The 26,081-nt window shown below is 31.7% G+C and carries 29 protein-coding genes; 22 read left to right on the forward strand and 7 right to left on the reverse strand.

The genetic code is table 11. The annotated features are described in order from the left end of the window. Positions 1-281: 281 nt before the first annotated feature. Positions 282-2,153: a transglycosylase domain-containing protein gene (locus E0K96_RS09455; protein WP_168082778.1), complete on the reverse strand. Its 1,872-nt coding sequence runs from the start codon at positions 2,151-2,153 to the stop codon at positions 282-284. 133 nt (positions 2,154-2,286) lie between these two features. Here E0K96_RS09455 and E0K96_RS09460 point away from each other — a divergent pair, with 133 nt between their 5' ends. The 13 genes from E0K96_RS09460 to E0K96_RS09520 all read left to right on the forward strand — a co-directional run bounded on the left by E0K96_RS09460 (position 2,287) and on the right by E0K96_RS09520 (position 12,981). Next, the gene (locus tag E0K96_RS09460) at positions 2,287-2,691 is read left to right on the forward strand and encodes a DUF1934 family protein (RefSeq protein WP_168082780.1); all 405 of its coding nucleotides are present in this window, start codon (positions 2,287-2,289) and stop codon (positions 2,689-2,691) included. After that, the gene (cls, locus tag E0K96_RS09465) at positions 2,678-4,183 is read left to right on the forward strand and encodes a cardiolipin synthase (RefSeq protein ID WP_168082782.1); all 1,506 of its coding nucleotides are present in this window, start codon (positions 2,678-2,680) and stop codon (positions 4,181-4,183) included. Before E0K96_RS09460 ends, cls begins: the two co-directional genes overlap by 14 nt. Before the next feature lie 65 nt (positions 4,184-4,248). Then, positions 4,249-5,910 (forward strand): arginine--tRNA ligase, encoded by a 1,662-nt coding sequence (gene argS, locus E0K96_RS09470; protein ID WP_087245823.1) that lies wholly within the window; start codon positions 4,249-4,251, stop codon positions 5,908-5,910. Positions 5,911-5,919: 9 nt separating this feature from the next. After that, positions 5,920-6,252: a DNA-directed RNA polymerase subunit delta gene (gene rpoE, locus E0K96_RS09475; RefSeq protein ID WP_087245822.1), complete on the forward strand. Its 333-nt coding sequence runs from the start codon at positions 5,920-5,922 to the stop codon at positions 6,250-6,252. A 140-nt stretch (positions 6,253-6,392) separates the two neighbouring features. After that, on the forward strand, positions 6,393-7,121 hold the full coding sequence (locus E0K96_RS09480; RefSeq protein WP_168082784.1) for an alpha/beta fold hydrolase: 729 nt from the start codon (positions 6,393-6,395) through the stop codon (positions 7,119-7,121). Then, positions 7,084-7,836, forward strand: a complete 753-nt coding sequence (aroD, locus tag E0K96_RS09485) for a type I 3-dehydroquinate dehydratase (RefSeq protein ID WP_168082786.1) — start codon at positions 7,084-7,086, stop codon at positions 7,834-7,836. The genes E0K96_RS09480 and aroD overlap by 38 nt, the downstream gene beginning before the upstream one ends. Further along, positions 7,829-8,605: an HD domain-containing protein gene (locus E0K96_RS09490; RefSeq protein ID WP_168082788.1), complete on the forward strand. Its 777-nt coding sequence runs from the start codon at positions 7,829-7,831 to the stop codon at positions 8,603-8,605. Before aroD ends, E0K96_RS09490 begins: the two co-directional genes overlap by 8 nt. Next, a complete protein-coding gene (locus tag E0K96_RS09495) occupies positions 8,602-9,111 on the forward strand; it encodes a Gx transporter family protein (protein WP_168082790.1) in 510 nt (169 codons plus the stop codon). Before E0K96_RS09490 ends, E0K96_RS09495 begins: the two co-directional genes overlap by 4 nt. Before the next feature lie 201 nt (positions 9,112-9,312). Next, positions 9,313-9,537, forward strand: a complete 225-nt coding sequence (locus E0K96_RS09500) for a helix-turn-helix transcriptional regulator (RefSeq protein ID WP_479684537.1) — start codon at positions 9,313-9,315, stop codon at positions 9,535-9,537. Continuing rightward, positions 9,524-9,919, forward strand: coding sequence for a DUF2178 domain-containing protein (locus tag E0K96_RS09505; RefSeq protein WP_087936021.1), 396 nt, complete (start codon positions 9,524-9,526; stop codon positions 9,917-9,919). Before E0K96_RS09500 ends, E0K96_RS09505 begins: the two co-directional genes overlap by 14 nt. Before the next feature lie 572 nt (positions 9,920-10,491). After that, a complete protein-coding gene (locus E0K96_RS09510; protein ID WP_168082792.1) occupies positions 10,492-10,914 on the forward strand; it encodes a VanZ family protein in 423 nt (140 codons plus the stop codon). Between the two features lie 102 nt (positions 10,915-11,016). Then, positions 11,017-12,501: a glycerol kinase GlpK gene (gene glpK / locus E0K96_RS09515; protein ID WP_168082794.1), complete on the forward strand. Its 1,485-nt coding sequence runs from the start codon at positions 11,017-11,019 to the stop codon at positions 12,499-12,501. Between the two features lie 9 nt (positions 12,502-12,510). Beyond that, positions 12,511-12,981: an immunoglobulin-like domain-containing protein gene (locus E0K96_RS09520; RefSeq protein ID WP_168082796.1), complete on the forward strand. Its 471-nt coding sequence runs from the start codon at positions 12,511-12,513 to the stop codon at positions 12,979-12,981. 78 nt (positions 12,982-13,059) lie between these two features. Here E0K96_RS09520 and E0K96_RS09525 read toward each other — a convergent pair whose 3' ends face one another. From E0K96_RS09525 to E0K96_RS09540, 4 genes are all read right to left on the reverse strand, one after another. Beyond that, positions 13,060-14,808, reverse strand: a complete 1,749-nt coding sequence (locus E0K96_RS09525) for a DUF2207 family protein (RefSeq protein WP_168082798.1) — start codon at positions 14,806-14,808, stop codon at positions 13,060-13,062. Between the two features lies 1 nt (position 14,809). Further along, the gene (locus E0K96_RS09530) at positions 14,810-15,358 is read right to left on the reverse strand and encodes a LemA family protein (protein WP_168082800.1); all 549 of its coding nucleotides are present in this window, start codon (positions 15,356-15,358) and stop codon (positions 14,810-14,812) included. Between the two features lie 131 nt (positions 15,359-15,489). After that, positions 15,490-16,824: an MATE family efflux transporter gene (locus E0K96_RS09535; protein ID WP_168082802.1), complete on the reverse strand. Its 1,335-nt coding sequence runs from the start codon at positions 16,822-16,824 to the stop codon at positions 15,490-15,492. Between the two features lie 8 nt (positions 16,825-16,832). Beyond that, entirely contained in the window at positions 16,833-17,372 is a 540-nt protein-coding gene (locus E0K96_RS09540) for a TetR/AcrR family transcriptional regulator (RefSeq protein WP_168082804.1), read from the reverse strand. Between the two features lie 164 nt (positions 17,373-17,536). On the opposite strand from E0K96_RS09540, the gene E0K96_RS09545 reads away from it, so the two are divergent. The 5 genes from E0K96_RS09545 to E0K96_RS09565 all read left to right on the forward strand — a co-directional run bounded on the left by E0K96_RS09545 (position 17,537) and on the right by E0K96_RS09565 (position 20,717). Beyond that, positions 17,537-17,803, forward strand: coding sequence for a DUF2624 domain-containing protein (locus E0K96_RS09545; RefSeq protein WP_168082806.1), 267 nt, complete (start codon positions 17,537-17,539; stop codon positions 17,801-17,803). Between the two features lie 73 nt (positions 17,804-17,876). Further along, positions 17,877-18,857, forward strand: coding sequence for an asparaginase (locus E0K96_RS09550; protein ID WP_168082808.1), 981 nt, complete (start codon positions 17,877-17,879; stop codon positions 18,855-18,857). After that, on the forward strand, positions 18,847-19,722 hold the full coding sequence (locus E0K96_RS09555; protein ID WP_168082810.1) for a DMT family transporter: 876 nt from the start codon (positions 18,847-18,849) through the stop codon (positions 19,720-19,722). Before E0K96_RS09550 ends, E0K96_RS09555 begins: the two co-directional genes overlap by 11 nt. Continuing rightward, positions 19,723-20,268 carry a uridine kinase family protein gene (locus tag E0K96_RS09560; RefSeq protein WP_168082812.1) on the forward strand — a complete coding sequence of 182 codons (546 nt, stop codon included), beginning with the start codon at positions 19,723-19,725 and terminating at the stop codon, positions 20,266-20,268. Positions 20,269-20,297: 29 nt separating this feature from the next. Next, positions 20,298-20,717: a hypothetical protein gene (locus E0K96_RS09565; protein ID WP_168082814.1), complete on the forward strand. Its 420-nt coding sequence runs from the start codon at positions 20,298-20,300 to the stop codon at positions 20,715-20,717. On the opposite strand, the gene E0K96_RS09570 is transcribed toward E0K96_RS09565, so the two are convergent. Further along, positions 20,699-21,295 carry an ATP-dependent Clp protease proteolytic subunit gene (locus E0K96_RS09570; protein ID WP_087244523.1) on the reverse strand — a complete coding sequence of 199 codons (597 nt, stop codon included), beginning with the start codon at positions 21,293-21,295 and terminating at the stop codon, positions 20,699-20,701. The two genes, E0K96_RS09565 and E0K96_RS09570, sit on opposite strands and share 19 nt — an antisense overlap. Before the next feature lie 221 nt (positions 21,296-21,516). Between E0K96_RS09570 and gap the strand changes: the two genes are divergently transcribed. Then, complete coding sequence (gene gap / locus E0K96_RS09575; protein ID WP_087244524.1) at positions 21,517-22,533, forward strand: type I glyceraldehyde-3-phosphate dehydrogenase; 1,017 nt, start codon at positions 21,517-21,519, stop codon at positions 22,531-22,533. Positions 22,534-22,574: 41 nt separating this feature from the next. Here gap and E0K96_RS09580 read toward each other — a convergent pair whose 3' ends face one another. Then, positions 22,575-23,483: a LysR family transcriptional regulator gene (locus E0K96_RS09580; RefSeq protein WP_168082816.1), complete on the reverse strand. Its 909-nt coding sequence runs from the start codon at positions 23,481-23,483 to the stop codon at positions 22,575-22,577. Between the two features lie 121 nt (positions 23,484-23,604). On the opposite strand from E0K96_RS09580, the gene E0K96_RS09585 reads away from it, so the two are divergent. The 3 genes from E0K96_RS09585 (at position 23,605) to E0K96_RS09595 (ending at position 26,002) form a co-directional block, all read left to right on the forward strand. After that, complete coding sequence (locus E0K96_RS09585) at positions 23,605-24,708, forward strand: uroporphyrinogen decarboxylase/cobalamine-independent methonine synthase family protein (protein WP_168082818.1); 1,104 nt, start codon at positions 23,605-23,607, stop codon at positions 24,706-24,708. Between the two features lie 102 nt (positions 24,709-24,810). Further along, a complete protein-coding gene (locus tag E0K96_RS09590; protein ID WP_087296706.1) occupies positions 24,811-25,590 on the forward strand; it encodes a ZIP family metal transporter in 780 nt (259 codons plus the stop codon). 43 nt (positions 25,591-25,633) lie between these two features. After that, the gene (locus tag E0K96_RS09595) at positions 25,634-26,002 is read left to right on the forward strand and encodes a metal-dependent transcriptional regulator (RefSeq protein WP_087296707.1); all 369 of its coding nucleotides are present in this window, start codon (positions 25,634-25,636) and stop codon (positions 26,000-26,002) included. Positions 26,003-26,081 lie beyond the last annotated feature (79 nt).

The following is a 26,081-nucleotide window of genomic DNA, read 5'->3' on the forward strand; positions in this document are numbered from 1 at the left end:
TCATCTTCAACAAACAAAAAAGACAAGTTCGCTAAAGATTTATATGTCTTTAACGAGTCTTGTCTTTAAGATGCACCAGAATAATAAATTATTCGCGATTGTTGATAACATCACACATATTGTGAGACTACTCCCTCATTGCCATTATATTAACATACTCGTCAAAATATGTAAATAGAAAATCTTTGAATTATTTTTGTGAAGAAAGTTGACTGTTATTCATCATGAAATAGATATAAATGGATAAAAATCAACACTATGGAAAGGTTATTTGGCTTTGATTATGCACTATCTTTAAACCAATAAACAAGTCCATTTTCCTGATAATCTCCAGTCAATGGGTTGATTGGTATTTTTTTGAGTTCTGATGATGGCTCATACCAGAGTTCTTCTTTTTGCATAAAGTTTGCCATTGTCTGGAAAATGACTTTTGGAATTCTCGTATCTGAAGTCATATTCATTTCACGATTATCATCATAGCCACACCAGCTTAAAATAGTATATTGTGGATTATAGCCTGCACATAAAGAGTCATAAGGTGTTGAACCAGTTTTCGTGGCAAATGTTGTGTTTGTAGGATAATTAACCATCGTAGGTGTTGTATAGGATTGAAAGGACTTTTCAAAAGGTGCAGTTAATAATTGACTCATCATTAAACAGGTATCCTTATTTAAAAGCTGTTTGTTTTGAGGCTTATATTCATACAAAACATCACCATTATTATTTGTAATCTTGGTAATCGTATGAACATCATTGTAAATACCTTGATGAGCAAGTGTGGTATAAATAGCAGAAAAATCATAAACATTGGTATTTAAAGTTCCTAAGGCAAGAGAAGGATGAGGAGAAATATGTTGATATCCAAATTGAGAAAGTGTATTCACTAATGCCTGTTCTCCTAAAAACATATGTGTTTTCACTGCATAAATATTATCACTCACCGCAATCGCCTGTGCCATTGTAACATCATCATTGGCATATTTTTTGTTGAAATTGGTTGGTGTATATGTTTTTCCATTTTCTAATTGAAAAGTAGTGGGTTCACTTTTGAATTTGGTAATAGGCGTAAAACCATTTTCTAAAGCAATATAATAAAGTAATGGTTTGATAGTAGAACCAACCTGACGTGAAGCTTGGGTTGCACGATTGAATTGTGAAGTGGCATAATCTTTACCACCCACCAATGCTAAGACTTCAGATGTCTGACTATCTAATATGATACTAGAGACTTCTAATTCCTCTCGATCTTTCATTTGTTCGGTAATGGTTTGATTGAGCTGATCTTGGATTTGGGGATTTAAACTTGTCTGTATATTTAAACCCTGATTGACATATTCTTCTTTATAAAAGCCAAGCTCTTTTAGCTCACTTATAACCGTATCACGATAATAGGGATAAGCACATTGGATGGTAGAAGATGGATGAGGATTGAGTTTGAATTCACTTTGATAAGCCTGATTTGCCTGTTGTTGTGTAATCTGTTTTTCATGAACCATCGCATCTAAAACGATTTTTTGTCTTTGTTTAGCTGCTTTGATATCTTTAAATGGTGAATAATACTCAGGACCATTAATGACTCCAGCCAACATACTGGCTTCATTTAAATCTAAATCACGGGGTTGTTTATTAAAATAGTATAGACTGGCATTTTGAATACCATAAATACCATGTCCAAAATAAACAGTATTAATATAACCTTGTAAGATTGTATCCTTATTATAATGCGTTTCTAGACGAACAGTTAAAAAAGCTTCTTGGATTTTTCTGGACCATGTCTTATCATTATTTAAAAACATTAATCTGGCATATTGCTGGGATATTGTGCTGGCTCCTTCGACACGACCATTTTCACTGATATTGGCTTTAATGGCACGTAAAATACCAACGGGATCAAAACCACGATGTTCATAAAAGCGATGATCTTCAATAGCCACAATACTCTTTAAAAAATAAGGTGAAACATCTTTGAGCTGTACATCATTACTTTGTTGTTGGGATTGATAAAAAAGTTGTTCATTTTGATCATACATTCTTATAATATGACCACCATTCAAATCAGGAGCTTCAATGATATAACTTATAGAATAGACACTTATCATAAATACAAAACCAGCAATAATGATTCTTCTTAACCATTTGATACATTTGATCATGACTTATCACCTCATTTTTTCATTTTTGCCGATATTTATGAATAATATTCATGATTCATGGAAAATATGGGAATAAGAAATAAAACGTGACTTTCTCAGTGTGGTTTTGTTATAATGTAGGCGGTGATGTCAAATGTATCAAACAAAACAAATTCATTATAAAGCAATTTTTAAGCAAGATCATGATCAGCATAAAATTGAATATAAAGCCAAAGGATTATTTCATCAAAATCAAAAAACAAGTCTTGATTTTGATACACCTGAAGGACATATTCAAATATCTTATGATGATCAGGAAGTGCATTTACAACATGGAAATTCACTTTTAAAATTTCATAAAGAAAAACCACTTTGGAATCAATATCAATTACCTTATGGTTCAGTTGCTTTAAAAACAAAGTTACTGAAATTTCAAAATAATCAAGATAGCATGAAAATGAAATATGAATTGTATGATCAGCAAGGGTTAATTTCTACAGTTTATATCATGATTACAATGAAAGCCTATTGTCTGGTGGACGAACATGAAAATATTTAAAATATTTTTAAATCGTATTTTTGTTTTTGGTTTTCTTATCTTGATTCAAATATTATGGGTATTTTTAATAGGTAGAGAATTATTGGAACATTATTCTTGGATTCATTATCTGATGCGATTGATCAGTTTGATGGTTGTCTTATGGTTAGTTAATAAAGATGAGAATCCTTCTTATAAGATATCATGGATTATTGTTGTTTTATTATTCCCAATGTTTGGGGGATTATTATATTTATTGATTGGAAATAAGAAACCATCTCATAAGATACGTAGAATTTTACAGCCTGCTTTAGATGAAATCGGTCAAGTTGCGATATTAGAAGATGATGTTTCCAAAACCCTGACAGAGTCCAAACAGGATGCGCTTCATTATTTATCTGATTTGGGATATGGAACTTATTTAAGAACAAAGTGTCGCTATTATTCGTTAGGTGACTATTGTTATGGAGATTTATTGAAAGATATCAGTCAGGCTAAAAAATATATATTTATGGAATATTTTATTGTATCTGAAGGATTGATGTTTGAAAATATTTTAAAAATTCTCGCTCAAAAAGTTCAGGAAGGTGTAGAAGTTCGTTTTATTTATGATGATGTTGGCAGTATAACAACACTTCCTTATCATTTTGAAAAAAAGTTAGAACAACTGGGAATTCAATGTGTTGTCTTTAATCCTTTTATACCGCTTGTTTCTGTTGCGATGAATCATCGAGATCATCGTAAAATTTGTATTATAGATGGAAATATTGGATATAGTGGTGGCTTTAATCTGGCTGATGAATACATTAATGTGAAAGTGCGTTTTGGGCATTGGAAAGATACAGGTATTCGTTTAGAGGGACAAGGTGTCTGGAATTTAACAACCATGTTTTTATCAACATGGAATGCCTATAAACATCAAGATGATGATTATGCACAGTATCAACCTCATCAATTGCCACCTATTCAACAGGATGGATATGTAGTGGCTTATGGAGACTCACCTGTTGACCATGAAGAAACGGGTGAAAATATATATTTGAATCTCATTAATCAGGCTCAAAAAGAAATTCTTATTATGACGCCTTATTTTATTATTGATGAAACAATGATGAAAGCTTTTTTACTGGCAAGAAGAAAAGGGGTGCGCATTCAAGTCATTACTCCTGGGATTCCAGATAAAAGAAATGTGTATCATGTGACACGCTCTTATTATTACTCGTTAATGAAAGAAGGGGTTGAATTCTATGAATATAAACCTGGCTTTTTACATGCTAAAATGGTTTTATGTGATCAAAGAATAGCAACCGTTGGTACCATTAATTTTGATTATCGTAGCTTGTATTTACATTTTGAATGTAATGTGATGGTGACCCAAAAATCTGTCATTAAAGATATTTCGAAAGATTTTAAAGAAACATTAGCATTAAGCCAAAAAGTCACGCTTAAAGATAGTCGTCGTTTTAGAGGAATATATGAAGCTTTTTTAAGGTTATTTGCACCATTAATGTAGAAAAAATGTTGACTATATCGTCAAATATGATATTGTATTAAAAGTATGATAAGAAGGAGGATACTATGGCTGTTAATAAAATAGAACTTTCATTAAAGAAGGTCTTACAAAAAGCAATTATTGATTTAAAATTTGTGGAAGATTATCCCCTTGAACAGATTGTAATAGAAATTCCTAAAGATAAAGCTCATGGAGATTATTCTACAAATATGGCAATGCAATTAACAAAAGTTTTAAGAAGAAATCCAAGAGAGATTGCTAAGTCTATTATTGATGCATTAGATTTAGAAGCAGGACATATTGAACGTGTAGAAATAGCTGGACCTGGTTTTATCAATCTCTTTTTAAAGAAAGATGCTATGACATCAGTGATTAAAGATGTTTTAGATGAACAAGATCATTATGGATATTCTGATTTTGGTCAAGGGATTAAATATAATATTGAATTCGTATCTGCTAATCCAACAGGTGATCTTCACTTAGGACATGCGAAAGGAGCTGCGGTTGGTGATAGTATTTGTCGTATTATGAAAGCTGCTGGTTATGATGTGACAAGTGAGTATTATATTAATGATGCTGGTAATCAGATTACAAATTTAGCTTTGTCATTATATGCCAGATATTTACAGGCTTTTGGACAAGATGCCTCACTTCCAGAAGATGGGTATCATGGACCAGATATTATTCAAATTGCAGAAAATTTGAAAGAAGAATTTGGTGATAAATTCTTAAATATTCCTAAAGAGGAAGCCATTGCTTATTTTAGAAAAATTGGGACAGAACATGAATTACAGAAAATCAAAGATATTTTAAAGGAATTTAGAGTTCAACATGATGTCTGGTTTAGTGAAACATCATTATATGAAAATAATAAAATTGAACCCACAATTCAAAAGTTAAAAGATCAGGGATATACTTATGAAAGTGAAGGGGCTTTATGGTTTAAATCTACTGAATTTGGTGATGATAAAGACCGTGTTTTAATTAAAAGTGATGGAAGCTATACATATTTAACTCCTGATATTGCATATCATTTAAATAAGTTAGATCGAGGATATCAGTATCTTGTTGACTTATTAGGTGCAGATCATCATGGTTACATTCAACGTATGAAAGCTGCTATACAGGCATTAGGTTATAATGCAGATCAACTTAACATTGATATTATGCAGATGGTTCGTATGGTTGAAAATGGTGAAGTTGTCAAAATGAGTAAACGTACTGGTAATGCTGTGACAATTAAAGATTTAATTGAAGATATCGGAGTTGATGCAACACGTTATTTCTTTGCATCTAAAGCAGCAAGCTCACCATTTGATTTTGATTTAGGTTTAGCTAAATCTCAGTCAAATGATAATCCTGTTTACTATGCACAATATGCTCATGCAAGAATGTGCTCAATTGAAAGACAGGCTATGCAGGCTCATATCGAAGTTGCCAATCATTATGAATTATTGGTTCATGAAAAAGAAATTGAATTGGTTAAACACATTAATGAATTTAGAGATGAAGTGATTGAAAGTGCTAAACAAAGAGCTCCTCATAAAATCGCAAATTATATTCAAAAACTTGCGCAATTATTTCATTCGTTCTATAATGATTGTTATGTAATTGATGAAAATCATCTTGATTTATCATCACAAAGATTAGCTTTAGTGAAAGCTGCTCAAATCACTTTAAAAAATGCATTAAATTTAATTGGTGTGAATGCACCAGAAAAAATGTAGGAGGATATTATGATTGATTATAGACAAAGTTCAATGGTAGATGTTGCATTTGATTTAATGACAAAGAAGAAAAAGCCAGTTGATTTTTATAAATTATGGCAGGAAGTTTCTGAAATCAAAGGATTTAATCAAGAAGATAAAGATGAAAATGAATCTTTATTTTATACAAACATTACTTTAGATGGACGTTTTATTACAGTAGGTGAGAATCGCTGGGATTTAAGAAGTCGTCATAAATTTGATGAAGTGCATATTGATATGAATGATATTTATGCTGATGATGAAGAAGATGCATCTGAAGAAGATTCTGATGATGGTTTAATTGAAGATGATTATAATTAATAAAAAAGCAAATCACATTGAAGTGATTTGTTTTTTATTAATGATGTTATTGAAATAGAGTTTTCAGGATTTTATATATTTAAAAAGAAAGTATTTTACTCAAACAGGAAAAATGATTATAATAAAAAAGGTGAACCAAAATGAAAGACATTTATTATCAAGTGACTGGACAGGGATTTCCTGTAGTATTTTTACATGGTAATGGCGAAGATCATCATATTTTTGATCAGGCAGTCAATCTCTTATCAAAACAATATCAATGTATATGTATAGATTCTCGTTATCATGGGCGAAGTGTTCATGCAGGTGAACTCTCATACCAGCAGATGTGTCAAGATGTTATGGCTGTTATGGATGAATTAAACATTACTGCATACGATGTGATAGGATTTAGTGATGGTGGTATTGTTTCACTCATGCTGGGAATGCAGGATTCACGTTTAAAGCATATTATATCTATTGGTGCGAATACCAAACCACGCTATATCAAAAGATTTTATCGTTTGACTTTTTATTTACAAATGATATGTCTAGCTATTTTTTCTATTTATCAAAAGAAAGCCAGATTAACTTTTCGATTATATAAATTAATGTTAACACAGCCTCAAATTGAGTATAAACAGCTTCAACAGATTCATGTTCCTGTTTTGGTTTTAGCAGGAGAATTTGATATGATTGATGCAAAAGATACAAACCATATAGGGGAGTCATTACCTTATGGAATTGTGAAAATTATTCAACATGGCAATCATTTTTTATTAAGAGATGCATTTCAGGAAACAGTAAAAGAAATTTCTTTGTTTCTAGAAGCATGTCATCAGGAGGAAAATTATGAGTGTATGTCAAGTTCGACAATTGAAGATAGGTGAAGGAAAACCTAAAGTTTGTATTCCTGTTGTAGAAACAACAACATCTTCTATATTGAAACAGATTCAGTTTTTACAGTCCTATCTATTTGATATTATAGAATTACGTATTGATTTTTATCAGGATATTCATGATTTACAAAAAGTCCAGGATTTACTGATGCAAATTAGAAATCAAACTGAAAAACCACTATTATTGACATATCGTTCTGCTAGAGAAGGGGGACAAATCCAATTAAGTGATGAAGCATATCTTGCACTTGTCAAAACAGCATGTCAAAGTCAATGTATTGATATGATTGATGTAGAATTGATGAGTGGCAATGTATTGGTTTGTCAAATGGTTGATATAGCACATCAAAATCATGTGAAAGTTCTGATGTCATATCATGATTTTGAACAGACACCAAAGATTCAGGAAATGAAACAATATTTAGAGAATATGGAAATTCTCGGTGCAGATCTATGTAAAATAGCTGTTATGCCACATCGTTATCAAGATGTGATTGACTTATTAAATATAACAATGGAGATGTCACACAGACTTTCTCGACCTATTGTCACAATGTCTATGGGATCAATCGGGAAAATTTCAAGAATTGTCGGAGAATTAACAGGTTCTGCCATGACATTTGCCAGTGTGAATCAAGCGTCTGCCCCAGGTCAAATGGAGGTAGAAGATTTACAGAAACTTTTGGAGGTGATTCATCATGATTGATTTACTAAAGGCTCAAAGGGCTTTTCAAAAATATATCAGTCATTATGATTCCACGATTCCATCTATTCGTTTAAAAATCATTCATACTTATAAAGTTATGGAGTGTAGTGAATATTTGTGTCATAAGCTCCATTTGTCAAAAGAAGATAGTGATTTAGCTTCACTCATTGCTTTGCTTCATGATATTGGACGTTTTGAACAATGGATGAGATATCAAAGCTTTGCTGATCATAAAACAATTGATCATGCCTTGTTTTCTAGTCAGTTGCTGTTTGATGAAGGGCTTATTAGAGAGTTTATTGAGGATGATCAATATGATGATATCATTAAGCACGCTATTGAACAGCATAATCGTTATCAGGTAGAAGATGGTTTTGATGAGAAAACATTATTATTTATTCATTTAATAAGAGATGCAGATAAATTAGATAATTTTAGAGTAAAAGAAGAAGAAAAAATAGAGAATATATTATATGTATCTTTAGATGAGGTGAATCATGAGCAGATTTCTGAAAAAATTTATCAACAGTTTTCACATCAACAGTTGATTTATGCGCCTGATCGACACACACATATTGATATGTGGTTATCTTATATTGCTTTTATTTTTGATTTGTATTTTCAAGAAAGTATTCAATATATTCAAGACAACCATTGGGTTGAACGCTCATTTCAACGTTTAAATCCTGTAGATTTTAAAGTGAATAAACAATATCAAACTTTAAAGCAGATTGCTTTAGATTATATACAAAAAAGGAGTGCAGTATGAATCATAAAAAAACAAGAAAAATGGTTTATTTAGCCCTGTTAAGTGCGATTGCGATTGTCTTACATACAGTAGAAGCAGCAATTCCTGTTCCTTTGCCAGTTGGTGCAAAGCTAGGGCTAGCTAATATTATTTCTTTAGTCGTTATTCATCTTTATGGTATTAAAGAAATGTTTATTGTGAATATATTTAGAGTTCTGGTTTCTAGTTTATTAACAGGTATTTTTATGCAGAATCCATTCTTTATTAGTTGTGGTGGTGTTTTTTTAAGCAGTTTAGCTTTAGCTATTATTTATAAATTTGTAAAACTACCAATGGTTTCTACATCTATTGTGTCAGCTATCTTTCATAATATTGGACAAGTCGCTGTTGTTGCTTTTATATTTTCATTTGCAGGTATCATGGTTTATGTTTTACCATTACTTGTCACATCTATTCCAACAGGAATTTTAACAGGACTTGTTGCAATTGAGATTTTAAAACGTGTTAAAAAGGAACAATTTCAATAGATTGTTCTTTTTTTATATCATTAGATTTCATTTATAATTATGTATAAGACTATAATCACTTGAAATAATGACACCTAGAAAAATAAAATGATGAAAGGAGAAGGTAAAAAGAAATAAATAAATGGAAAGCTTACTTGACATAAATGATTGTATATTTTAAAATAAAATGGGAAGAATGGAAAGTAAACTTTCCGTAATGGGGTGATTGTTCTGAAAAATAGAATAGAAGAATTAAGAAAGGAAAAAGGCATAAAGCAAGAAGATTTGGCAATTGCTGTTGAGGTTTCTAGGCAAACAATAGGTTCTTTAGAGAATGGACGATATAATCCATCAATCATATTAGCCTTTAAAATTGCGCGATATTTTCATATGAGCATTGAAGATATTTTCATTTATGAGGAGGAGATTGAAAATGAAAAAGAATAAGAAGATTTGGTATGTTGGTTATATGATTTCATTATTGTTAATTCTTATCATTCTTTTTACTGATTTTTCAAAAATGGTAGATATTGGTCTTGCAATTTTATTTAGTGCGGTTTTTGGTATTTCTCATGTTCAAATTTTACATAATAAAATGATGAAAAATGATACTGATTACAAAATTAGCGTTATGGACGAACGTAATATTTTGATTAAAGAGAAAGCAGGAAATGTGACAAACATGGTTAATACTGTATTATTGGGTTTAGCAACTGTCATATTTATTTGCTTAGATTATGTCATTCCAGCAATTATCACTGGAACAATTATTACAGTTCAGCCTATCATTTTAATTACTATCAGTACTATGCTTGAGAAAAAAATGTAATTAGAAACTAATTTAAAAACTATGATAGATTGGAAAAGTAATCAGTTTTCACATAAAAAGATAGATAAATACAAGGAAGTGAGTTGATTTCACTTCCTTTTGATATCATTAGATTAGTAAATGAGATAATCTTTTTATCTTATTTTACATTTTAGAAATGTAATTATTTAGATGACTTTTCATTGTGAGTTCATTTGTGGAGAAGTATGATTAAAGTAAAATATATTCAGTCACTTCAAGTTGAAAATGTCATTTAGCTAGTAATAAAAAAGGGAAGAAGCTATAAATGAAAAAAATAAAGTTCTGTTAATAGATGTATAGTTTTAGAAAGGTAAATAGCATAATGCATGAATGAACTCATAAAGTTTGTAAATACATGTTTAATATAAATGAAAATCAGTGGAAATAAATTATTGGAAATCAACAAAAGATTATGCTCAAATGGATGAGATATAAAGGAGATGTACATGAGAGAACTATTTGATTTTATTGTTTTGTTTTTCATATATATTTTTGTGTTTTATAGAAAATGGAAAGTACAAGGAAAAGATATATTATTTATAAATACGATAATGTATATATACTTATCTTTTGTATTATATCTGACTTTAATGCCTATATTAGTATCTTTACCATTTATATTTAATCATCCTTATGAATTGATGAACTTAGTTCCGTTTGTTGATGTAGCAAGTGGAAGAGGCGATTTTATCAGACAGGTAGTATTAAATATAGTTATGACCATTCCTTTTGGATTTTTATTACCATTAGTAAGAGAGAAAAAGATAAATTTATTAAAAGTTATTTTCTATACTTTTCTATTAAGTTTAGGTATAGAAATCTTACAACCATTCATAAATGGTGTAAGATCATCAGATATAACTGATATAATAACAAATGTGACAGGAGGTATGATTGGATATATCTTATATTTATTATTCAAACCACTTGTAATTAAAATACTTCATTGTGTAAAAATGGGAGATGTCAATTAAATAAAAAAATATTGATATGGAATTAGTAAATTTGAAACGATTGATATGGAATCAGTCGTTTTTTATTTACAGACTTGTTATAATAGAGTGAGGAGGGTATTTATGAAAGAATATATTTTAGCAATTGATCAGGGAACAACAAGTACCAGAGCTATTTTATTTGATCAACATGGACATTTATGTCATATGCAACAAAGAGAATTTAAACAATATTTTCCACATCCAGGATGGGTAGAACACGATGCTAAAGAGATATGGAACTCAGTCGTAGAAGTGGTTCAGGCATTGTTTACGATTGATAATATTCAGTCTTCACAGATTAAAGCTATTGGAATAACCAATCAAAGAGAAACAACGGTCGTATGGGATAAAACAACAGGAGAACCTGTTTATCATGCCATTGTCTGGCAATCACGTCAATCGCAGGATATTTGTGATGAATTGATTGAAAAAGGTTATAGTCCTATGATTCAAGAAAAAACAGGATTAATTATTAATCCATATTTTAGTGCCAGCAAAATCAAATGGATATTGGATCATATTGATTATGAACATAAGGATCAGTTATTATTTGGAACGATTGATACATGGTTGATCTGGAAATTGACTGGTGGAAAGGTACATGCGACAGATTATACCAATGCTTCAAGAACAATGTTATATAATATTCATGATTTAAAATGGGATGATGATTTATTAGCGTTATTTGATATTCCTAGCAGTATGTTACCAGAGGTGAAAGAATCTTCATGTATATATGGATACAGTGATGAAACGCAAATGAGTGGATTGCATTTTAGAGCACCTATCTGTGGAGTTGCAGGTGATCAACAGGCATCATTATTTGGACATACTTGTTTTCAATCAGGAGATATCAAAAATACTTATGGAACAGGATGCTTTATTTTAATGAATACTGGTCATACGCCTGTAACATCAAATAATGGTTTATTGACAACAATTGCATGGGGACTTCATGGACAAATCACTTATGCTTTAGAAGGGTCTGTTTTCATTGGTGGAAGTGTTATGCAATGGTTAAGAGATGGTCTTCATTTAATACAAAATGTTGGAGAAACAGAAGCTATGGCTCAATCTTTAAAGAATAATGAAGGTGTGTATCTCATCCCAGCATTTGTTGGCTTAGGCACGCCCTATTGGGAAAATGATGTTAGAGGAACAATCTTTGGCTTAACACGAGGAACTTCAAGAAATCATATTGTGCGTGCAGCTTTAGAGTCTATCGCTTATCAGAGTTGTGATGTGATCGAAGTGATGAAACAGGAAGCACATATTTCTTTAAAAAGTCTATCAGTAGATGGAGGAGCGACAAGTAATGCATTTTTAATGCAGTTTCAAAGTGATATGCTTAATATTGATATATTACAGCCACAAGTTAAAGAAACAACAGCTCTTGGAGCAGCGTATTTAGCTGGTTTAGCTATAGGTTTTTATAAAAGTCAGGATGATATCAAGAAAAATCATCAATTTGCTCAAGTATATCATCCAATCATGAATCAACAAGAAGCTTTACAATATTATAAGCAGTGGCAAAAAGCAATTGCAGCAACATGTGTATTTAAATAGGAGGGTTTTATGAAAACAAAAAGAATTGCGGCTTTGACTTTATTAACATGTTTATTAGTAGGGTGTCAGCAAGCCGATGAAACAGCTAAAGACGATCAGTCAACTGTTGAATTGATTCAAACTGATGATAGCTGGGGAATTGCTTTGTCCACAACAGATGTCAGCAATACAGGCTTAACATTGATTTGTAGCCAAAATGGTGGAGAGATCACAGGTGAACTTCAAACAGGTGAAAAATACTGGATTGAAGAAAAGATAGATGGAAAGTGGCAGGAACTTTCAACACCAGAAAAACCTATTTGGCAAGATTTGTCTTATACCATTAAAATGCAAAACTTAACACAATGGGATATTCAATGGAGTGACCTTTATGGGACATTACCGCAAGGAGAATATCGCATTGGTAAGGAAATACAGGATTTTCGTGGTGGCAGTGACTATGATGAAAAAGCTTATTATGCTGAGATTGTGATTGAATAGAAGTTTACGCTAGACGTTAAAGAACACATTTATGACTAGAAAATGAAAAAACATGACTTCAAAAGTCATGTTTTCATTTTAGCGGACACCGCCTCCGCCACCACCAGAGAAGCCACCTCCGCCTCCTGTAAATGATGATGAACCGCCACCACCACTTGCAGCTATAGAAGCATCATGTGAAGCTTTCATACTGTTGTGTGAGAACATATGAACCATATGCATTGTATAAATCGTATCTAATTGTGATTGTTCATTGAAGGTTGGACATAATCTTCCTAATTGTTCCTGAACTTTATCGGCAATCTGTAAAATAGAAGCAAAGATGAGATATTCTTCCCATAACTTGACTTCAATGACTTCTTTTTCATCAATCAGGCTCATTTCCTCTAAGAAAGTTTTTAAACCTATGATATGTTCCATTTCTTCTCTAATAGATGCATCATAAGTATCAGTGCTATGTGAGAATCTGATTTTTAAAAATGATGTATATGTTGTTTCTAATGTTAATAAATGCTGATCTCTTAATTCATTTTCAATATATTCATCAATACTTTCAAACCATTCATCAATTTTTTCATAATTTTCTTTGCACCATGATTCAAACTCATCTGTTTCTAAGACCTGATTAGAACCAGCTGCCTGTCTGAAAAATTGAAATAACTTTTTCTCTAATGGATGTGTAATAGGAATATCGTTATCTAAATCTATTGAATAACCATCTTTTTTAAAGAAGAGGAATTGTTTGACTTCTTCTTTTTGAAATTCAATATAGTTTTCTTTAATCCATCTTAATAGAATAGCAGCAATCAGGCCATCACGATCTTGATCAGTAATCAAACCTACTTTTTTAGCATAGTAATAGAATTGAAATACATCTTTTTGACAAGGAATATCTCTAAACATTGGTGGTTCATGATTTAATGGAATATGATCGTTGAATTGAAAATCAACACGACCTCTTGTATAAGCCACAATCAATACGACGACAACTGCACCAATCAATCCTATCACTGCAAAGACAATAGCGATAATCATCGCAGTATTATCTTTATACATGAAAGAGTTGTAATAATCTCCCTGATCATAAAATTCGTCTTCATATTCACTGCCATCAATCGCATCTTCTAATATCTTTTGAAAAGATTGATCATTAACATGAGCGTTTGTAAATGTTTCATTATCAATTTGCATCAATAATTGCATCTTAGCACCTTCAGGTACAGCACTTTGTGTTTCCATAATGACATCACCATGATCAAAATAGACAACACCCTGATATCCAAAAGCCCAGATTTTCGCATTGTTTTTGTTGAAATCATGTGAAGATGAAACGGTAATCTTGACATGTTGAGGTTCTAACTCCATTTCTGAAAAGAAAGCATAGTTAAATCCTTGAGTATCCTGATATTGTTGGACAAAATTGGCTATATCATATTCAAAAGTATAGGTTCTTCGTCCATATTCACCAATACCAAAGCAGAGTTCATAACGATCACCATCTTGAATCATCCCACATTTGCCATCTTTGTCTTCTTTGTCAAGATCAACATCCCATTCACCAATATTTTGATAACGCTTGCCTTGATCATCAACAACATTAAAATTCGATATATGAGAATCACCCATATTATCAAAAACTTTATAAATTTCTGTTCCCTCTTCAATATTGATATCCCAAATTTCCTGCACATGTGCACTTCCATCATTATTTAAAGTTGTATGGATAGAGATGTCATTTAAATTGGCATCAGCTCCATAAACCAAAGAAGATAACGATGGTATGAGAATGAGTAGTAAAGAAAATATCAGACATATTTTCTTTTTCATATTAAAATTTCACCTCAGGAATCTCTTTATCATTTTCATTGATTTCAAAGTAATCAAATCTTTCAAAATGAAACAGACTGGCAATTATGCTAGAAGGGAACATCTCTAACTTATTTGTATAACTATAAACGGAATCATTATAGAATTGTCTAGCAAAACTGATTTTATCTTCAGTTTGTGTCAATTCGTTTTGTAAACTGACAAAGTTTGTGTTCGCCTTTAAATCAGGATAAGCTTCACTAATAGCCATAATCTTATTTAAGGCCTGTGTTAATTCTCCCGCTGCTTCCATTTGTTCACTTGGAATAGAAGCATTCATATATGTGTTTCTGGCTTCCATAACACTATCCAAAGTTTCCTTTTCATGTTTAGCATAACCTTTGACAGTTTCAACTAAATTAGGAATCAAATCAGCACGTCTTTTTAAGACAACATCAATTTGTGCCCAATTTGTTTTCACTTTATTTTTTTCTCTTACTAGGGCATTATATGAGACAATCACATATAATACCAAAACAACAATGAGAATACCTACTATTATTAATATCATAATCCTTTCCTCCTATAACAACATTATATACTATTCGTTGATAAAAATTGTGAATTTTTTGTTAAATCATTTGATAAAATAGAATTGTTTTATGGAATATTTATTTCAAAAAAGTAGATAAGCGTTTGATCTTATCTACTTGGTTTTGTCCAGTTTTCTTTTTTTATACCATAAATAATACCAATAGTATCAGCTAAGAACCAGCCAATAGGAATAGCCCACCATATCGCAACAGTCCCTAATATTGGAGCGAAGGCATAAGCCAAAGCGACTCTTGTTCCTAAAGAGGCAATTGTTAAAACAACAGAAATGCCAGGCTTTCCAACACCACGATAATAGCCATAGAGTAAAAATAAGCATCCAATTCCTAAATAACACATACCTTCAATCTGTAAGTATTCAACACCTTGACGAATAATTTCAACTTCTTCGGGATGAATGAAAATCAGCATGAGTGTAGGTGCAAAAATATAGACAATTAAAGAAATGAAAATACAGAAGATACCAGAAATCAGGACAGCTGATTTGAGTCCTTTGTGGATACGTTCTGGCAGATTGGCACCTTGATTTTGAGCGATGAAGGTTGAAAAGGCATTGCCAAAATCCTGTACAGGCATGTAGGCAAAAGAATCAATCTTCACAGCTGCCGCAAAAGCAGACATAGTGATGACACCAAAACTATTGACTAATCCCTGAATCATCAAAATACCAAAGTTCATAACAGATTGTTGGATGCATGTTAATAATGAATAATCTTTAATCTTTTTGATAATGTCTTTATCAAAATAGCAGTGTTGACGTGTTGGTAATAAATCTTTTTGTTTGATGAAAACATAAATCATAATACCAAAACCACTCACCGCTTGCGCAATAATTGTCGCAAGGGCAGCACCACTGACTCCCATATGAAAAGAGACAATGAAATAAACGTCTAAAATAATATTGATGATGGTTGCAATCGCAAGAAAATAAAGAGGCACTTTAGAATTTCCTAATGCTCTTAATAAAGAAGCAAAATAATTATAAAGAAAAGTAAAAAAGAAACCGATAAAGATGATAAATAAGTAATCATAACTTTGTTGATAGATATCTTGGGGAATATTCATAAAATGTAAAATAGGATGAATAAAAATGAGACATAATATTTCTAGAATGACTGTAAAAATCATAATGCCAATAAAAGAAATAAAAAAAGAAGTTTTCATTTTATCTATTTGTTGACCACCATAATACATTGAAAATAAGATTCCACTTCCCATACATAACCCTAGAATAACAGATGTTAAAAAGGTCATTAAAGTAAAAGAAGATCCTACAGCAGCTAAAGCATTGGAACCAAGAAACTGTCCAACAATGAAGGTATCTGCGACATTATAGAACTGTTGAAGAAGATTCCCAATAATCATCGGTATCGCAAAGAAAATTAATGATTTAGTAATAGAACCATGTGTTAACTGATTATTCATAACCCCCCCTATAAATTATGAAGAATGAGATCAGACATTGTGTGGGCATATTCTTCCATAGATTCAAAATTTTCATTTTGAAGCCATTCTCTTAATAACATCATAAAACCACCAATGAATATATGAAGTCTTCTTTTGGTCTCTGGAGAAAGAGAAAACTCCTGTTGTAATTCTTGAATCATTGCATCTCTCATTTCATTATAAAATTCAAATGTAAAATCCTGATTAGATAAAATACAATATGTTTCATAGTCATTTTTTAAAATATCTAAAATTTTCATTAATAATGTATTGAGCTGTTCAACTAATGTCAGCTTATGATTTTTACGTGTAAAATATAAAATCTGTTCAATGAATTCACGCTGAAAACTTTCTAGTAAATCCTTTGTATCTAAATAATGGGCATAGAATGTCCCACGACTAATATTGGCTTCATGAATAATATCAGTGACTGTCACTTTGCTGGCAGGTTTTTCTTTTAAAAGATCAATAAAAGCTTTTTTTATTAATAATTTTGAACGTGTTGCGTTACGATATTCAGTTCTCATTCAAATCCCCTCCTTCAATATTGGACAGTTTGAACCAATGTGTCTAATATTGTATAAATCATGAATATGTGTACATTGTATACATATTTTAAATCTATTATAATATATTTAAATAAGAAAAGTATATAAGAATTTCGTAATATACTCAAAAAGGAGGAGAGCTTATGATGAATTTATATCGCTTGAACCATCGTCTACAACAGATGACTTTAAAGATTTTACAGAATCTTTGTTATCGTCATGATATTGTAATTGAAGATGGAGATTTAAAGATTATTTTACATCTCATTCAAGATAATCCTCACACAGTCTTAAATGATGAGTATACACCTATCTTATTGTCAGAAATATCTCAAAAAACAAGTCGTGAAACTTGTTTGAATTTTAAACCACTTTTAGATGAGAATTATTTACTTCAAGAGATAGAATAGCCACCAAACAGGTGGTTTTTTTATTGTTTCATCAATCATAAAATGATAGAATGTCCTGTGGGTGAGAGAATATATGAAAACAATTGCAATTGTCGCAACTGGTGGAACGATTGCTGGGAGAGGACAGATAGGAAAAGCTGTAGCCTACCATGCAGGAGAAATGGATGTTAATGAAATTATTGAATCTATTCCTATGTTAAATCAAGTTGCACATATTAAAGAATATCAATTAATGAATGTAGATAGTAATGAGATGACACCACAAAGATGGATTATGTTGTCACGTCAGATTAATGAACTGGTTGAACGTGATGATATTGATGGTATTGTGGTGACCCATGGAACAGATACTTTAGATGAAACGGCTTATTTTTTGAATTTGACATTACATACATCTAAACCAGTTGTTGTGACAGGGGCTATGCGTCCTGCCACAGCAACCAGTGCTGATGGGCCTTATAATTTATATCAGGCTGTTTGTCTGGCAGCTGATGATGAAGCCTATAATCAAGGTGTCATGGGGCTTTTTTCGAGTACGATATATTCGGGTAGAGATATCCAAAAAGTCAATAATTTTAAGGTGGATGCTTTTGAACAAAAGGCATTTGGATGTTTGGGTTATATGCAAGACCATGAAGTTCATTTCTTTTCAAAAACATTTAAAAAACATACTCTTCAATCTCTTTTTTCTAGCCAAAATTATAATGACTTACCAGCAGTAGGAATTGCTTATTTTTATGCGGGTGCAAGTCATGAAATTCTCTATTCATTAGCTTTAAATCATCAAGGAATTATATTAACAGGATCAGGAAGTGGGAATTATAGTCAGGACTGGTTACATGCGATTGAAGATTTATCAAAACAGGGCATTATTTTTGTCCGTTGTTCAAGAGTGTCACAAGGTATTGTCTTTGATGATGAAGTGTTTGATCCTCATCATTGTTGTATACCAGGAAATACTTTAACACCACAAAAAGCCAGAGTTTTATTAATGTTGGCATTAACATATACACATGATCGTCAAAGAATTAAGGAGTTTTTTAATGAATACTAAACGTAAAGGTATTATTTTTACAATGATTGCCACTATTCTTTTTGGAGTAACACCAGCTATTGGGAAAATGACATATGCAATGGGGAATAATGGTATACAATTGGCTTTTTTAAGGCATTTATTTGTCTTGCCGTTATTTTTATTTATTGTTCTTTATCAGGGAAAATCATTACGACTGAATCGTCAGCAGCTTTTAGATGTTTTCAAAGTAGGCTTTTTTGGAAATACATTGACAATTGTCTTATTGTATTCATCTTATGAATATATAGGGGTAGGAAGTGCAACGGTTCTACACTTTTTATATCCATTGTTTGTATGCTGTATGAATTTTTTGTTTTATCATCAAAAACTCAACAAGCAACAGATTTTATGTCTTGTTTTAGCCATCCTAGGTATTTTCTGTTTTATGGATTCATCTGCATCTTCTTTATTAGGTGCTTTATTAGCAATTTTATCAGGTGTTTTCTTTGCTTATTATATGGTGGGTATGGATCATTCTTCGATTCGTTATATGAGTCCCTATGTTTTTAATTTTTATCTGGTCGTTATGAATACGATCGTGATACTGATTTTAGCCATGGTACTGGGACGTATCCATATCATGCCAATAGAAGCATATATTTTATCAGCTGTTGTTGCTGTGCTGACATCTTTGATTGGCGTTGTTTTACTGCAAAAAGGTATTTATTGTCTAGGTGCATCTTTAACAGCTATTTTATCAACTTTAGAGCCTATCACAAGTATTGTTGTTGGTGTTTTATGGTTGAATGAAGGATTAACATTATTGAAAGTGATAGGATGTATACTTGTTTTATTATCGACTTTTATTTTAGTGAAAAGTCAAAATCAAGAAGGAGAAGCTTAAATGAGAATGGATGAACTGATGGATGATTTATCAAAGCAATCATCATTTTTACTTGCTATTGATGGGATGAGTGGCAGTGGTAAAACAACTTTGGCTCAAAGTTTACAAGAAAAATGGCATGCGCATGTTTTTCATATGGATGATTTCTTTTTGCCATTAGAAATGCGTACACCACAAAGGTTGCAGCAACCTGGTGGTAATGTGCATTATGAACGCTTTTTAGAAACGGTCTTAAAACCTTTATCTTTACAACAATCTGTTTTTTATCAGCCTTTTGACTGTCAGACGATGTCATTTCAAACAGTTCAGGAAATACCTTATTCACCCTTTAACATTATAGAAGGTAGCTATGCGTTACATCCTTCTTTACAACGTTATTATACGCATGGAGTTGTTTTGAAGATTTCGCCACTTATGCAAAAAGAACGTTTATTCAAAAGGAATCCAGAAAAAATAGATCAGTTTATTCATCGCTGGATTCCAATGGAAAATCAATATTTTGATGCTTTTGATATTTTTGAAAAGTATCCTGTTTTAGAACGATGACATATTTGATCACGCTATACATATAATATATGGGTGATATGGTGATTTTAAATGAAGCAGAAATGCAAATAGGATTATCCTTTATTTTACAGTCAGTTTTAAAAAAGTATGATGTTGTTTTACAGGAAATGAATTTGAAAATAAAAGAAGATCATCTCTTGTTGACATCAGTTGTTTTGTATAATCAATATCATGTTGATGTTTTGTGTGAGTTCAATTTGAAATATGAAAATCAGCACTTTGTATTTGAAAATATTCAAGGCAAGGTTGAATATTTATTTTTACAGTTTCCTATTATGAGTTTTCTGAAGTCTTTTTTACAAGACTCACATATCATTTGGAAAGATAACCAGATTCAATATGAGATTGATTTACCTATTGAAAGTTTAAATCTAGAAGATGGGCAATTACAAGTTATACTAAAAAACAATCAAAGTGTTTCACCTTGATTGTTTTTTAATACTTCATCAATTAATCCATAATCTAATGCATCATAGGCATTCATAAAATAGTCACGATCAGTATCTTTTTTAATACGACGTAAGGGTTGATTGGTCATTTGAGCTAATAAGCGATTGAGCTTTTCTTTTTGTTTTAATATATGACGGGTAGAAATTTCAATATCACTGGCTTGACCTTGTGCTCCACCTAGAGGCTGATGAATCATAATTTCACTATTTTCTAATGCATAGCGTTTTCCTTTTTTGCCAGCAGCTAATAAAAAAGCACCCATACTGGCTGAAAGACCAATACTGATGGTTGAGACATCACATTTTACAAAATTCATCGTATCGAAGATAGCTAAACCAGCGGAAACACTGCCACCTGGAGAATGAATATACATATCAATATCAGCCTGACTGTCCAATGATTCAAGATAGAGAAGCTGACTGACAATGGAGCTTGCCATCTCATCATTAATTTCACCACAGAGCATAATAATGCGATCTTCTAATAATCTTGAGAAAATATCATAAGCATATTCTTTAGAATTCTTTTTTAATATCACAGTGGGTATAAAATGCATAAGTGTACCTCCATAATTCATTATAGAGAAATTTGTGTTGGATTATTCATAGAAAATTGATTTTTTCTTGCGTTAATATTGAGTTAAGCGAAGTTAAAAAACGAGAAAAGATTTTCATTCTTGTGAAAAAAATTATATAAAGCGCACAACTTTTATTGATTTCTTTGGGTTTGTGGACTATAATATAGACATAAATTATTAGTAAGGAGGATGTCATAAAAATGGCAGTAAAAGTAGCAATTAACGGTTTTGGACGTATCGGACGTCTAGCATTTAGACAAATGTTTGGAGCTGAAGGATATGAAGTTGTTGCAATCAATGACTTAACAGATCCTAAAATGTTAGCACACTTATTAAAATATGATTCAGCTCAAGGTAAATATGCTTTAGCTGATACAGTAGAAGCTAAAGAATCTTCAATCGTAGTAGATGGAAAAGAAATCGAAATCTACAAAGAAGCAGATGCTTCTAAATTACCTTGGGGAGAATTAGGAGTAGATGTAGTATTAGAATGTACAGGTTTCTATACTTCTAAAGCTAAATCTCAAGCTCATATTGATGCAGGAGCTAAAAAAGTTGTTATTTCTGCACCAGCTGGAAATGATTTACCAACTGTAGTATTTGGTGTAAACGAAGGAACATTAACTGCTGATGATACAATTATTTCAGCTGCATCTTGTACAACTAACTGTTTAGCACCTATGGCTAACGCATTAAACAAATTAGCACCAATCAAATCTGGTATCATGTTAACAGTACATGCTTATACTGGTGACCAAATGGTATTAGATGGACCTCATAGAAAAGGTGACTTAAGAAGAGCACGTGCTGCTGCAGTTAATATCGTGCCTAACTCAACTGGAGCTGCAAAAGCTATCGGTTTAGTTATCCCTGAATTAAATGGAAAATTAATTGGTTCAGCTCAACGTGTACCAGTTCCTACTGGATCTACAACTATCTTAACTTCAGTTGTTGAAGGTGAAGTTACTGTAGAACAAGTTAACGAAGCTATGAAAGCAGCTGTAACTCCATCATTTGGATACACTGAAGAACAATTAGTATCTTCAGATATTATTGGAATGACTTATGGTTCATTATTTGATGCAACTCAAACTATGGTTAAAGCATTAGATAACGGAACTACTGAAGTTCAAACTGTTGCTTGGTATGACAACGAAAATTCTTATACTTCTAACATGGTTAGAACTATTAAATATTTCGCTGAATTAACTAAATAATTTAGAAACTTCTTGGGAGTACATTGTATTCCCAAGATTTTTTATATAGAAAATGAAATATGTTTTTTTAAATAAGAAATATAATCTTTAGCATAATGCGTGATTGGAATGTTTTTGTGAGTGATGTAACCTATTTTCATATATTCGTCAATATCTAAAGGTTTTGAAATAATGTTTTCACCATTTAATTCATGGTCAATAATTCCAGAACTCACTGTGTAGCCATTTAAACCAATCACAAGATTGAAAAGTGTTGCACGATCTGTTACTTTGATGTTTTTCTTTCTATCTAATGTACTTAATATTTCTTCGGAAAAATAAAATGAGTTATATTCGCCTTGTTCGAAAGATAGATACGGATATGAATCTAAATCATCCAATGTAAGTATCTTTTTATTTGATAAAGGATGTTTAGAAGAAATAAAAACATGAGGTTTTGTGCAAAGCATTTCTGTAAAGCATAAGTTATTTCTATGTAATAAATGGGATATAACTTTTTCATTTTCTTTGCATAAGTATAAGATTCCAATCTCGCTTTTGAGGTGAGCAATATCTTCGATAATTTCATGTGTCTGTGTTTCTCTAAGTGTAAAATCATATTGTTTTTCGCCATATTGGTTTATAAAATCAACAAAGGCATTGACCGCAAATGAGTAGTGCTGACATGATACAGAAAATTGTGGACGATGTTCTTTTTTGTTCAAAAACTTTTCTTCTAATAATGCAGCTTGTTCTATAACTTGTCTGGCATAAGCTAAAAAAATCTCCCCATCATGTGAAACGATAATACCTTTATTTGTTCTATGGAAAATTGTAATATTCATTTCTTTTTCCAGTTCTTTGATGGCGTTCGTTAGACTTGGTTGAGAGATGAACAAAGCTTTTGCTGCTTCATTAATTGATCTTTTTTTTGCGACCATTGTGACATATTTGAGTTGTTGTAATGTCATAAGAATTCCTCCTGTGCATTTATGTTTGTTATAGTTTTAAACTATAACAAACATTATTTTTCTATATTATACAATAGATCTTCCATTGTTTATAATAGAAAAAAGAAAGAGGGTAAATTGTATGATAAAATGGAAATATGATATTGTGGGTTCGTTTTTAAGACCACAGGAAATTAAAGAAGCACGTCAACAGTATGCAGAAGGTAAAATACAGTTAGAACAATTAAGAAAGATTGAAAATGAGGAAATTGCTAAACTTGTAGAAAAAGAAGTACAGCATGGTTTGAAAGTTGTAACTGATGGTGAGTTTCGACGTCGCTGGTGGCATCTTGATTGGTTGAAGGAATTTGATGGTTTTACAACTCGTCATTTACAAAAAGAACGTAATGGAAGTGTTCATCACATTGAATTAGGGATGGTTGAAGGAAAAATCAGTTATGATTGTCAACGTCAACATGCAGAGATTGAAGCATGGGATTATTTATATCAATTGGCTCAAAAATATCCTGGGATTACAGCTAAAAAATGTATATCAGGTCCTAATATGATTTTTGTTGACCATTTTTTACAATTAGGGATAAAGGAGACGCCATATTATGGTCATGATATGGAAGCAATTATTAATGATATTGCTGTTGCATATCAGAATGCTATTTTAGATTTATATAATCATGGATGTCGTTATTTACAAATTGATGATACATCATGGACATATATGATTGATGAAGCATTCCTTAAAAAGGTTAATGATTTAGGATATAAAAAGGCTGAGATTTTAGAGTGGTTTAGAATAGTTTCTACAAAAGCGTTAGAAAATAAACCACATGATATGGTTATTGCTAATCATTTTTGTAAAGGAAATTTCAAAGGATATCCTTTATTTTCAGGATTTTATGATACAGTAGCGCCTATTATATGTCAAATTCCATATGATGCTTTTTTTGTAGAGTATGATGATGAAAGATCTGGAAGTTTTGAACCATGGGCAAGATTAAAAGGAACAGATGTGACTTTTGTGGCAGGATTGATTTCTACGAAGAATCCGCGTTTAGAAAGTCATGATGAAATAAAAAAACGTTATTTAGAAGCTAAGAAGATAGTAGGTCAAAATATTGCCTTATCACCTCAGTGTGGTTTTGCATCAGTTGAAGAAGGAAATTGTATTGATGAAAAGACACAATGGCAAAAGATTGATTTATTAGTTTCATGTCAAGATTTCTTATAAAGATTCAATATGATGTCATCAGGCATCATATTTTTATCATATATTTTGAAAGATAAAATGATATATAGTAAGATAATGCCTAAAGAAAAGAGGTGTTAAAACATGAATACATCTGTTTTGATTGGTATTATGATACCATTTATTGGGACAACATTAGGTGCAGCCTGTGTTTTCTTTATGAAACAAAAAATGGATAATCGTGTTCAAAAAGTTCTGCTGGGATTTGCTTCTGGAGTGATGATTGCGGCTTCAGTCTGGTCACTTTTGATTCCGGCTTTAGATATGTCAGCAAGTTTAGGAAAATTGTCTTTTATACCTGCGGCAGTTGGTTTTTTATTGGGAATTTTCTTTCTATTATTTTTAGATCGTACTATTCCACATATGCATTTGGATCATCAGGTAGAAGGAAAGAAATCTCACTTGCAACGTACAACAATGTTAATTTTAGCAGTCACAATGCATAATTTTCCTGAAGGGATGGCAGTTGGAGTTGTTTTTGCAGGAGCCTTGATGGGCAATAGCGATGTTTCTATTGCTGGGGCTATTGCCTTATCATTGGGTATTGCGATACAGAATTTTCCAGAAGGGGCTATTATTTCTATGCCGTTAAAAAGTGAAGGAGTGTCTAAAGGAAAAGCTTTTCTGTATGGGATGTTATCTGGGATTGTTGAACCTATGGGCGCTATATTAACGATTGTCCTGTCACAGTTTTTTGTGCCAATCTTGCCTTATCTTTTATCGTTTGCTGCTGGCGCAATGGCATATGTCGTTGTAGAAGAGCTGATTCCTGAAGGTTCACAAGGAACACATTCAAATATTGCGACGATTGGCTTTGCGATTGGTTTTGTCATCATGATGATATTAGATGTAGCATTAGGCTGATGAGTTGTGCTATAATGATATAAATTGATATGAGGTGACAAAAATGGACTTGCATGAATCAGGTGAAATGTATTTAGAAACGATATTAATCTTAAAGAATCAAAATGAATATGTTCGTTCTATTGATATTGCACATACTATGGATTTTTCTAAACCAAGTGTATCACGTGCAATTAAACTTTTAAAAGAATCTCAATTGATTGTTGTAGATGATAAGGGATATATTGATTTTACTGATGAAGGACGTCGTATTGCAGAAAAAGTGTATGGTCGTCATCAGATTTTGACAGAGTTCCTTGTTTCTATTGGTGTGAGTGCTAAACAGGCCGAAGAAGATGCTTGTCGTATTGAACATATTATTAGTGACGAAACACAACAATGTATTCAAAACTTTTTAAAGAAGCAGTCTTAGGATTGCTTTTCTTTGTTTGTAGAAAATAAAAGGGTTTATGAGTTAAAAATAATTGTCATCTATGATAGAATAAAAAAAC

This window comes from Massilimicrobiota sp. SW1139 (genome assembly GCF_012027715.1).
In the GTDB taxonomy this organism is placed as follows: domain Bacteria; phylum Bacillota_I; class Bacilli_A; order Erysipelotrichales; family Coprobacillaceae; genus Allocoprobacillus; species Allocoprobacillus merdigallinarum.

Excerpts from the sequence above, each read along its gene's own strand:
- E0K96_RS09455 (WP_168082778.1), bottom strand. The coding sequence starts at position 2,153 with ATGATCAAATGTATCAAATGGTTAAGAAGAATCATTATTGCTGGTTTT.
- E0K96_RS09460 (WP_168082780.1), top strand. The coding sequence starts at position 2,287 with ATGTATCAAACAAAACAAATTCATTATAAAGCAATTTTTAAGCAAGAT.
- cls (WP_168082782.1), top strand. The coding sequence starts at position 2,678 with ATGAAAATATTTAAAATATTTTTAAATCGTATTTTTGTTTTTGGTTTT.
- argS (WP_087245823.1), top strand. The coding sequence starts at position 4,249 with ATGGCTGTTAATAAAATAGAACTTTCATTAAAGAAGGTCTTACAAAAA.
- rpoE (WP_087245822.1), top strand. The coding sequence starts at position 5,920 with ATGATTGATTATAGACAAAGTTCAATGGTAGATGTTGCATTTGATTTA.
- E0K96_RS09480 (WP_168082784.1), top strand. The coding sequence starts at position 6,393 with ATGAAAGACATTTATTATCAAGTGACTGGACAGGGATTTCCTGTAGTA.
- aroD (WP_168082786.1), top strand. The coding sequence starts at position 7,084 with ATGAGTGTATGTCAAGTTCGACAATTGAAGATAGGTGAAGGAAAACCT.
- E0K96_RS09490 (WP_168082788.1), top strand. The coding sequence starts at position 7,829 with ATGATTGATTTACTAAAGGCTCAAAGGGCTTTTCAAAAATATATCAGT.
- E0K96_RS09495 (WP_168082790.1), top strand. The coding sequence starts at position 8,602 with ATGAATCATAAAAAAACAAGAAAAATGGTTTATTTAGCCCTGTTAAGT.
- E0K96_RS09505 (WP_087936021.1), top strand. The coding sequence starts at position 9,524 with ATGAAAAAGAATAAGAAGATTTGGTATGTTGGTTATATGATTTCATTA.
- E0K96_RS09510 (WP_168082792.1), top strand. The coding sequence starts at position 10,492 with ATGTATATATACTTATCTTTTGTATTATATCTGACTTTAATGCCTATA.
- glpK (WP_168082794.1), top strand. The coding sequence starts at position 11,017 with ATGAAAGAATATATTTTAGCAATTGATCAGGGAACAACAAGTACCAGA.
- E0K96_RS09520 (WP_168082796.1), top strand. The coding sequence starts at position 12,511 with ATGAAAACAAAAAGAATTGCGGCTTTGACTTTATTAACATGTTTATTA.
- E0K96_RS09525 (WP_168082798.1), bottom strand. The coding sequence starts at position 14,808 with ATGAAAAAGAAAATATGTCTGATATTTTCTTTACTACTCATTCTCATA.
- E0K96_RS09530 (WP_168082800.1), bottom strand. The coding sequence starts at position 15,358 with ATGATATTAATAATAGTAGGTATTCTCATTGTTGTTTTGGTATTATAT.
- E0K96_RS09535 (WP_168082802.1), bottom strand. The coding sequence starts at position 16,824 with ATGAATAATCAGTTAACACATGGTTCTATTACTAAATCATTAATTTTC.
- E0K96_RS09540 (WP_168082804.1), bottom strand. The coding sequence starts at position 17,372 with ATGAGAACTGAATATCGTAACGCAACACGTTCAAAATTATTAATAAAA.
- E0K96_RS09545 (WP_168082806.1), top strand. The coding sequence starts at position 17,537 with ATGATGAATTTATATCGCTTGAACCATCGTCTACAACAGATGACTTTA.
- E0K96_RS09550 (WP_168082808.1), top strand. The coding sequence starts at position 17,877 with ATGAAAACAATTGCAATTGTCGCAACTGGTGGAACGATTGCTGGGAGA.
- E0K96_RS09555 (WP_168082810.1), top strand. The coding sequence starts at position 18,847 with ATGAATACTAAACGTAAAGGTATTATTTTTACAATGATTGCCACTATT.
- E0K96_RS09560 (WP_168082812.1), top strand. The coding sequence starts at position 19,723 with ATGAGAATGGATGAACTGATGGATGATTTATCAAAGCAATCATCATTT.
- E0K96_RS09565 (WP_168082814.1), top strand. The coding sequence starts at position 20,298 with ATGGGTGATATGGTGATTTTAAATGAAGCAGAAATGCAAATAGGATTA.
- E0K96_RS09570 (WP_087244523.1), bottom strand. The coding sequence starts at position 21,295 with ATGCATTTTATACCCACTGTGATATTAAAAAAGAATTCTAAAGAATAT.
- gap (WP_087244524.1), top strand. The coding sequence starts at position 21,517 with ATGGCAGTAAAAGTAGCAATTAACGGTTTTGGACGTATCGGACGTCTA.
- E0K96_RS09580 (WP_168082816.1), bottom strand. The coding sequence starts at position 23,483 with ATGACATTACAACAACTCAAATATGTCACAATGGTCGCAAAAAAAAGA.
- E0K96_RS09585 (WP_168082818.1), top strand. The coding sequence starts at position 23,605 with ATGATAAAATGGAAATATGATATTGTGGGTTCGTTTTTAAGACCACAG.
- E0K96_RS09590 (WP_087296706.1), top strand. The coding sequence starts at position 24,811 with ATGAATACATCTGTTTTGATTGGTATTATGATACCATTTATTGGGACA.
- E0K96_RS09595 (WP_087296707.1), top strand. The coding sequence starts at position 25,634 with ATGGACTTGCATGAATCAGGTGAAATGTATTTAGAAACGATATTAATC.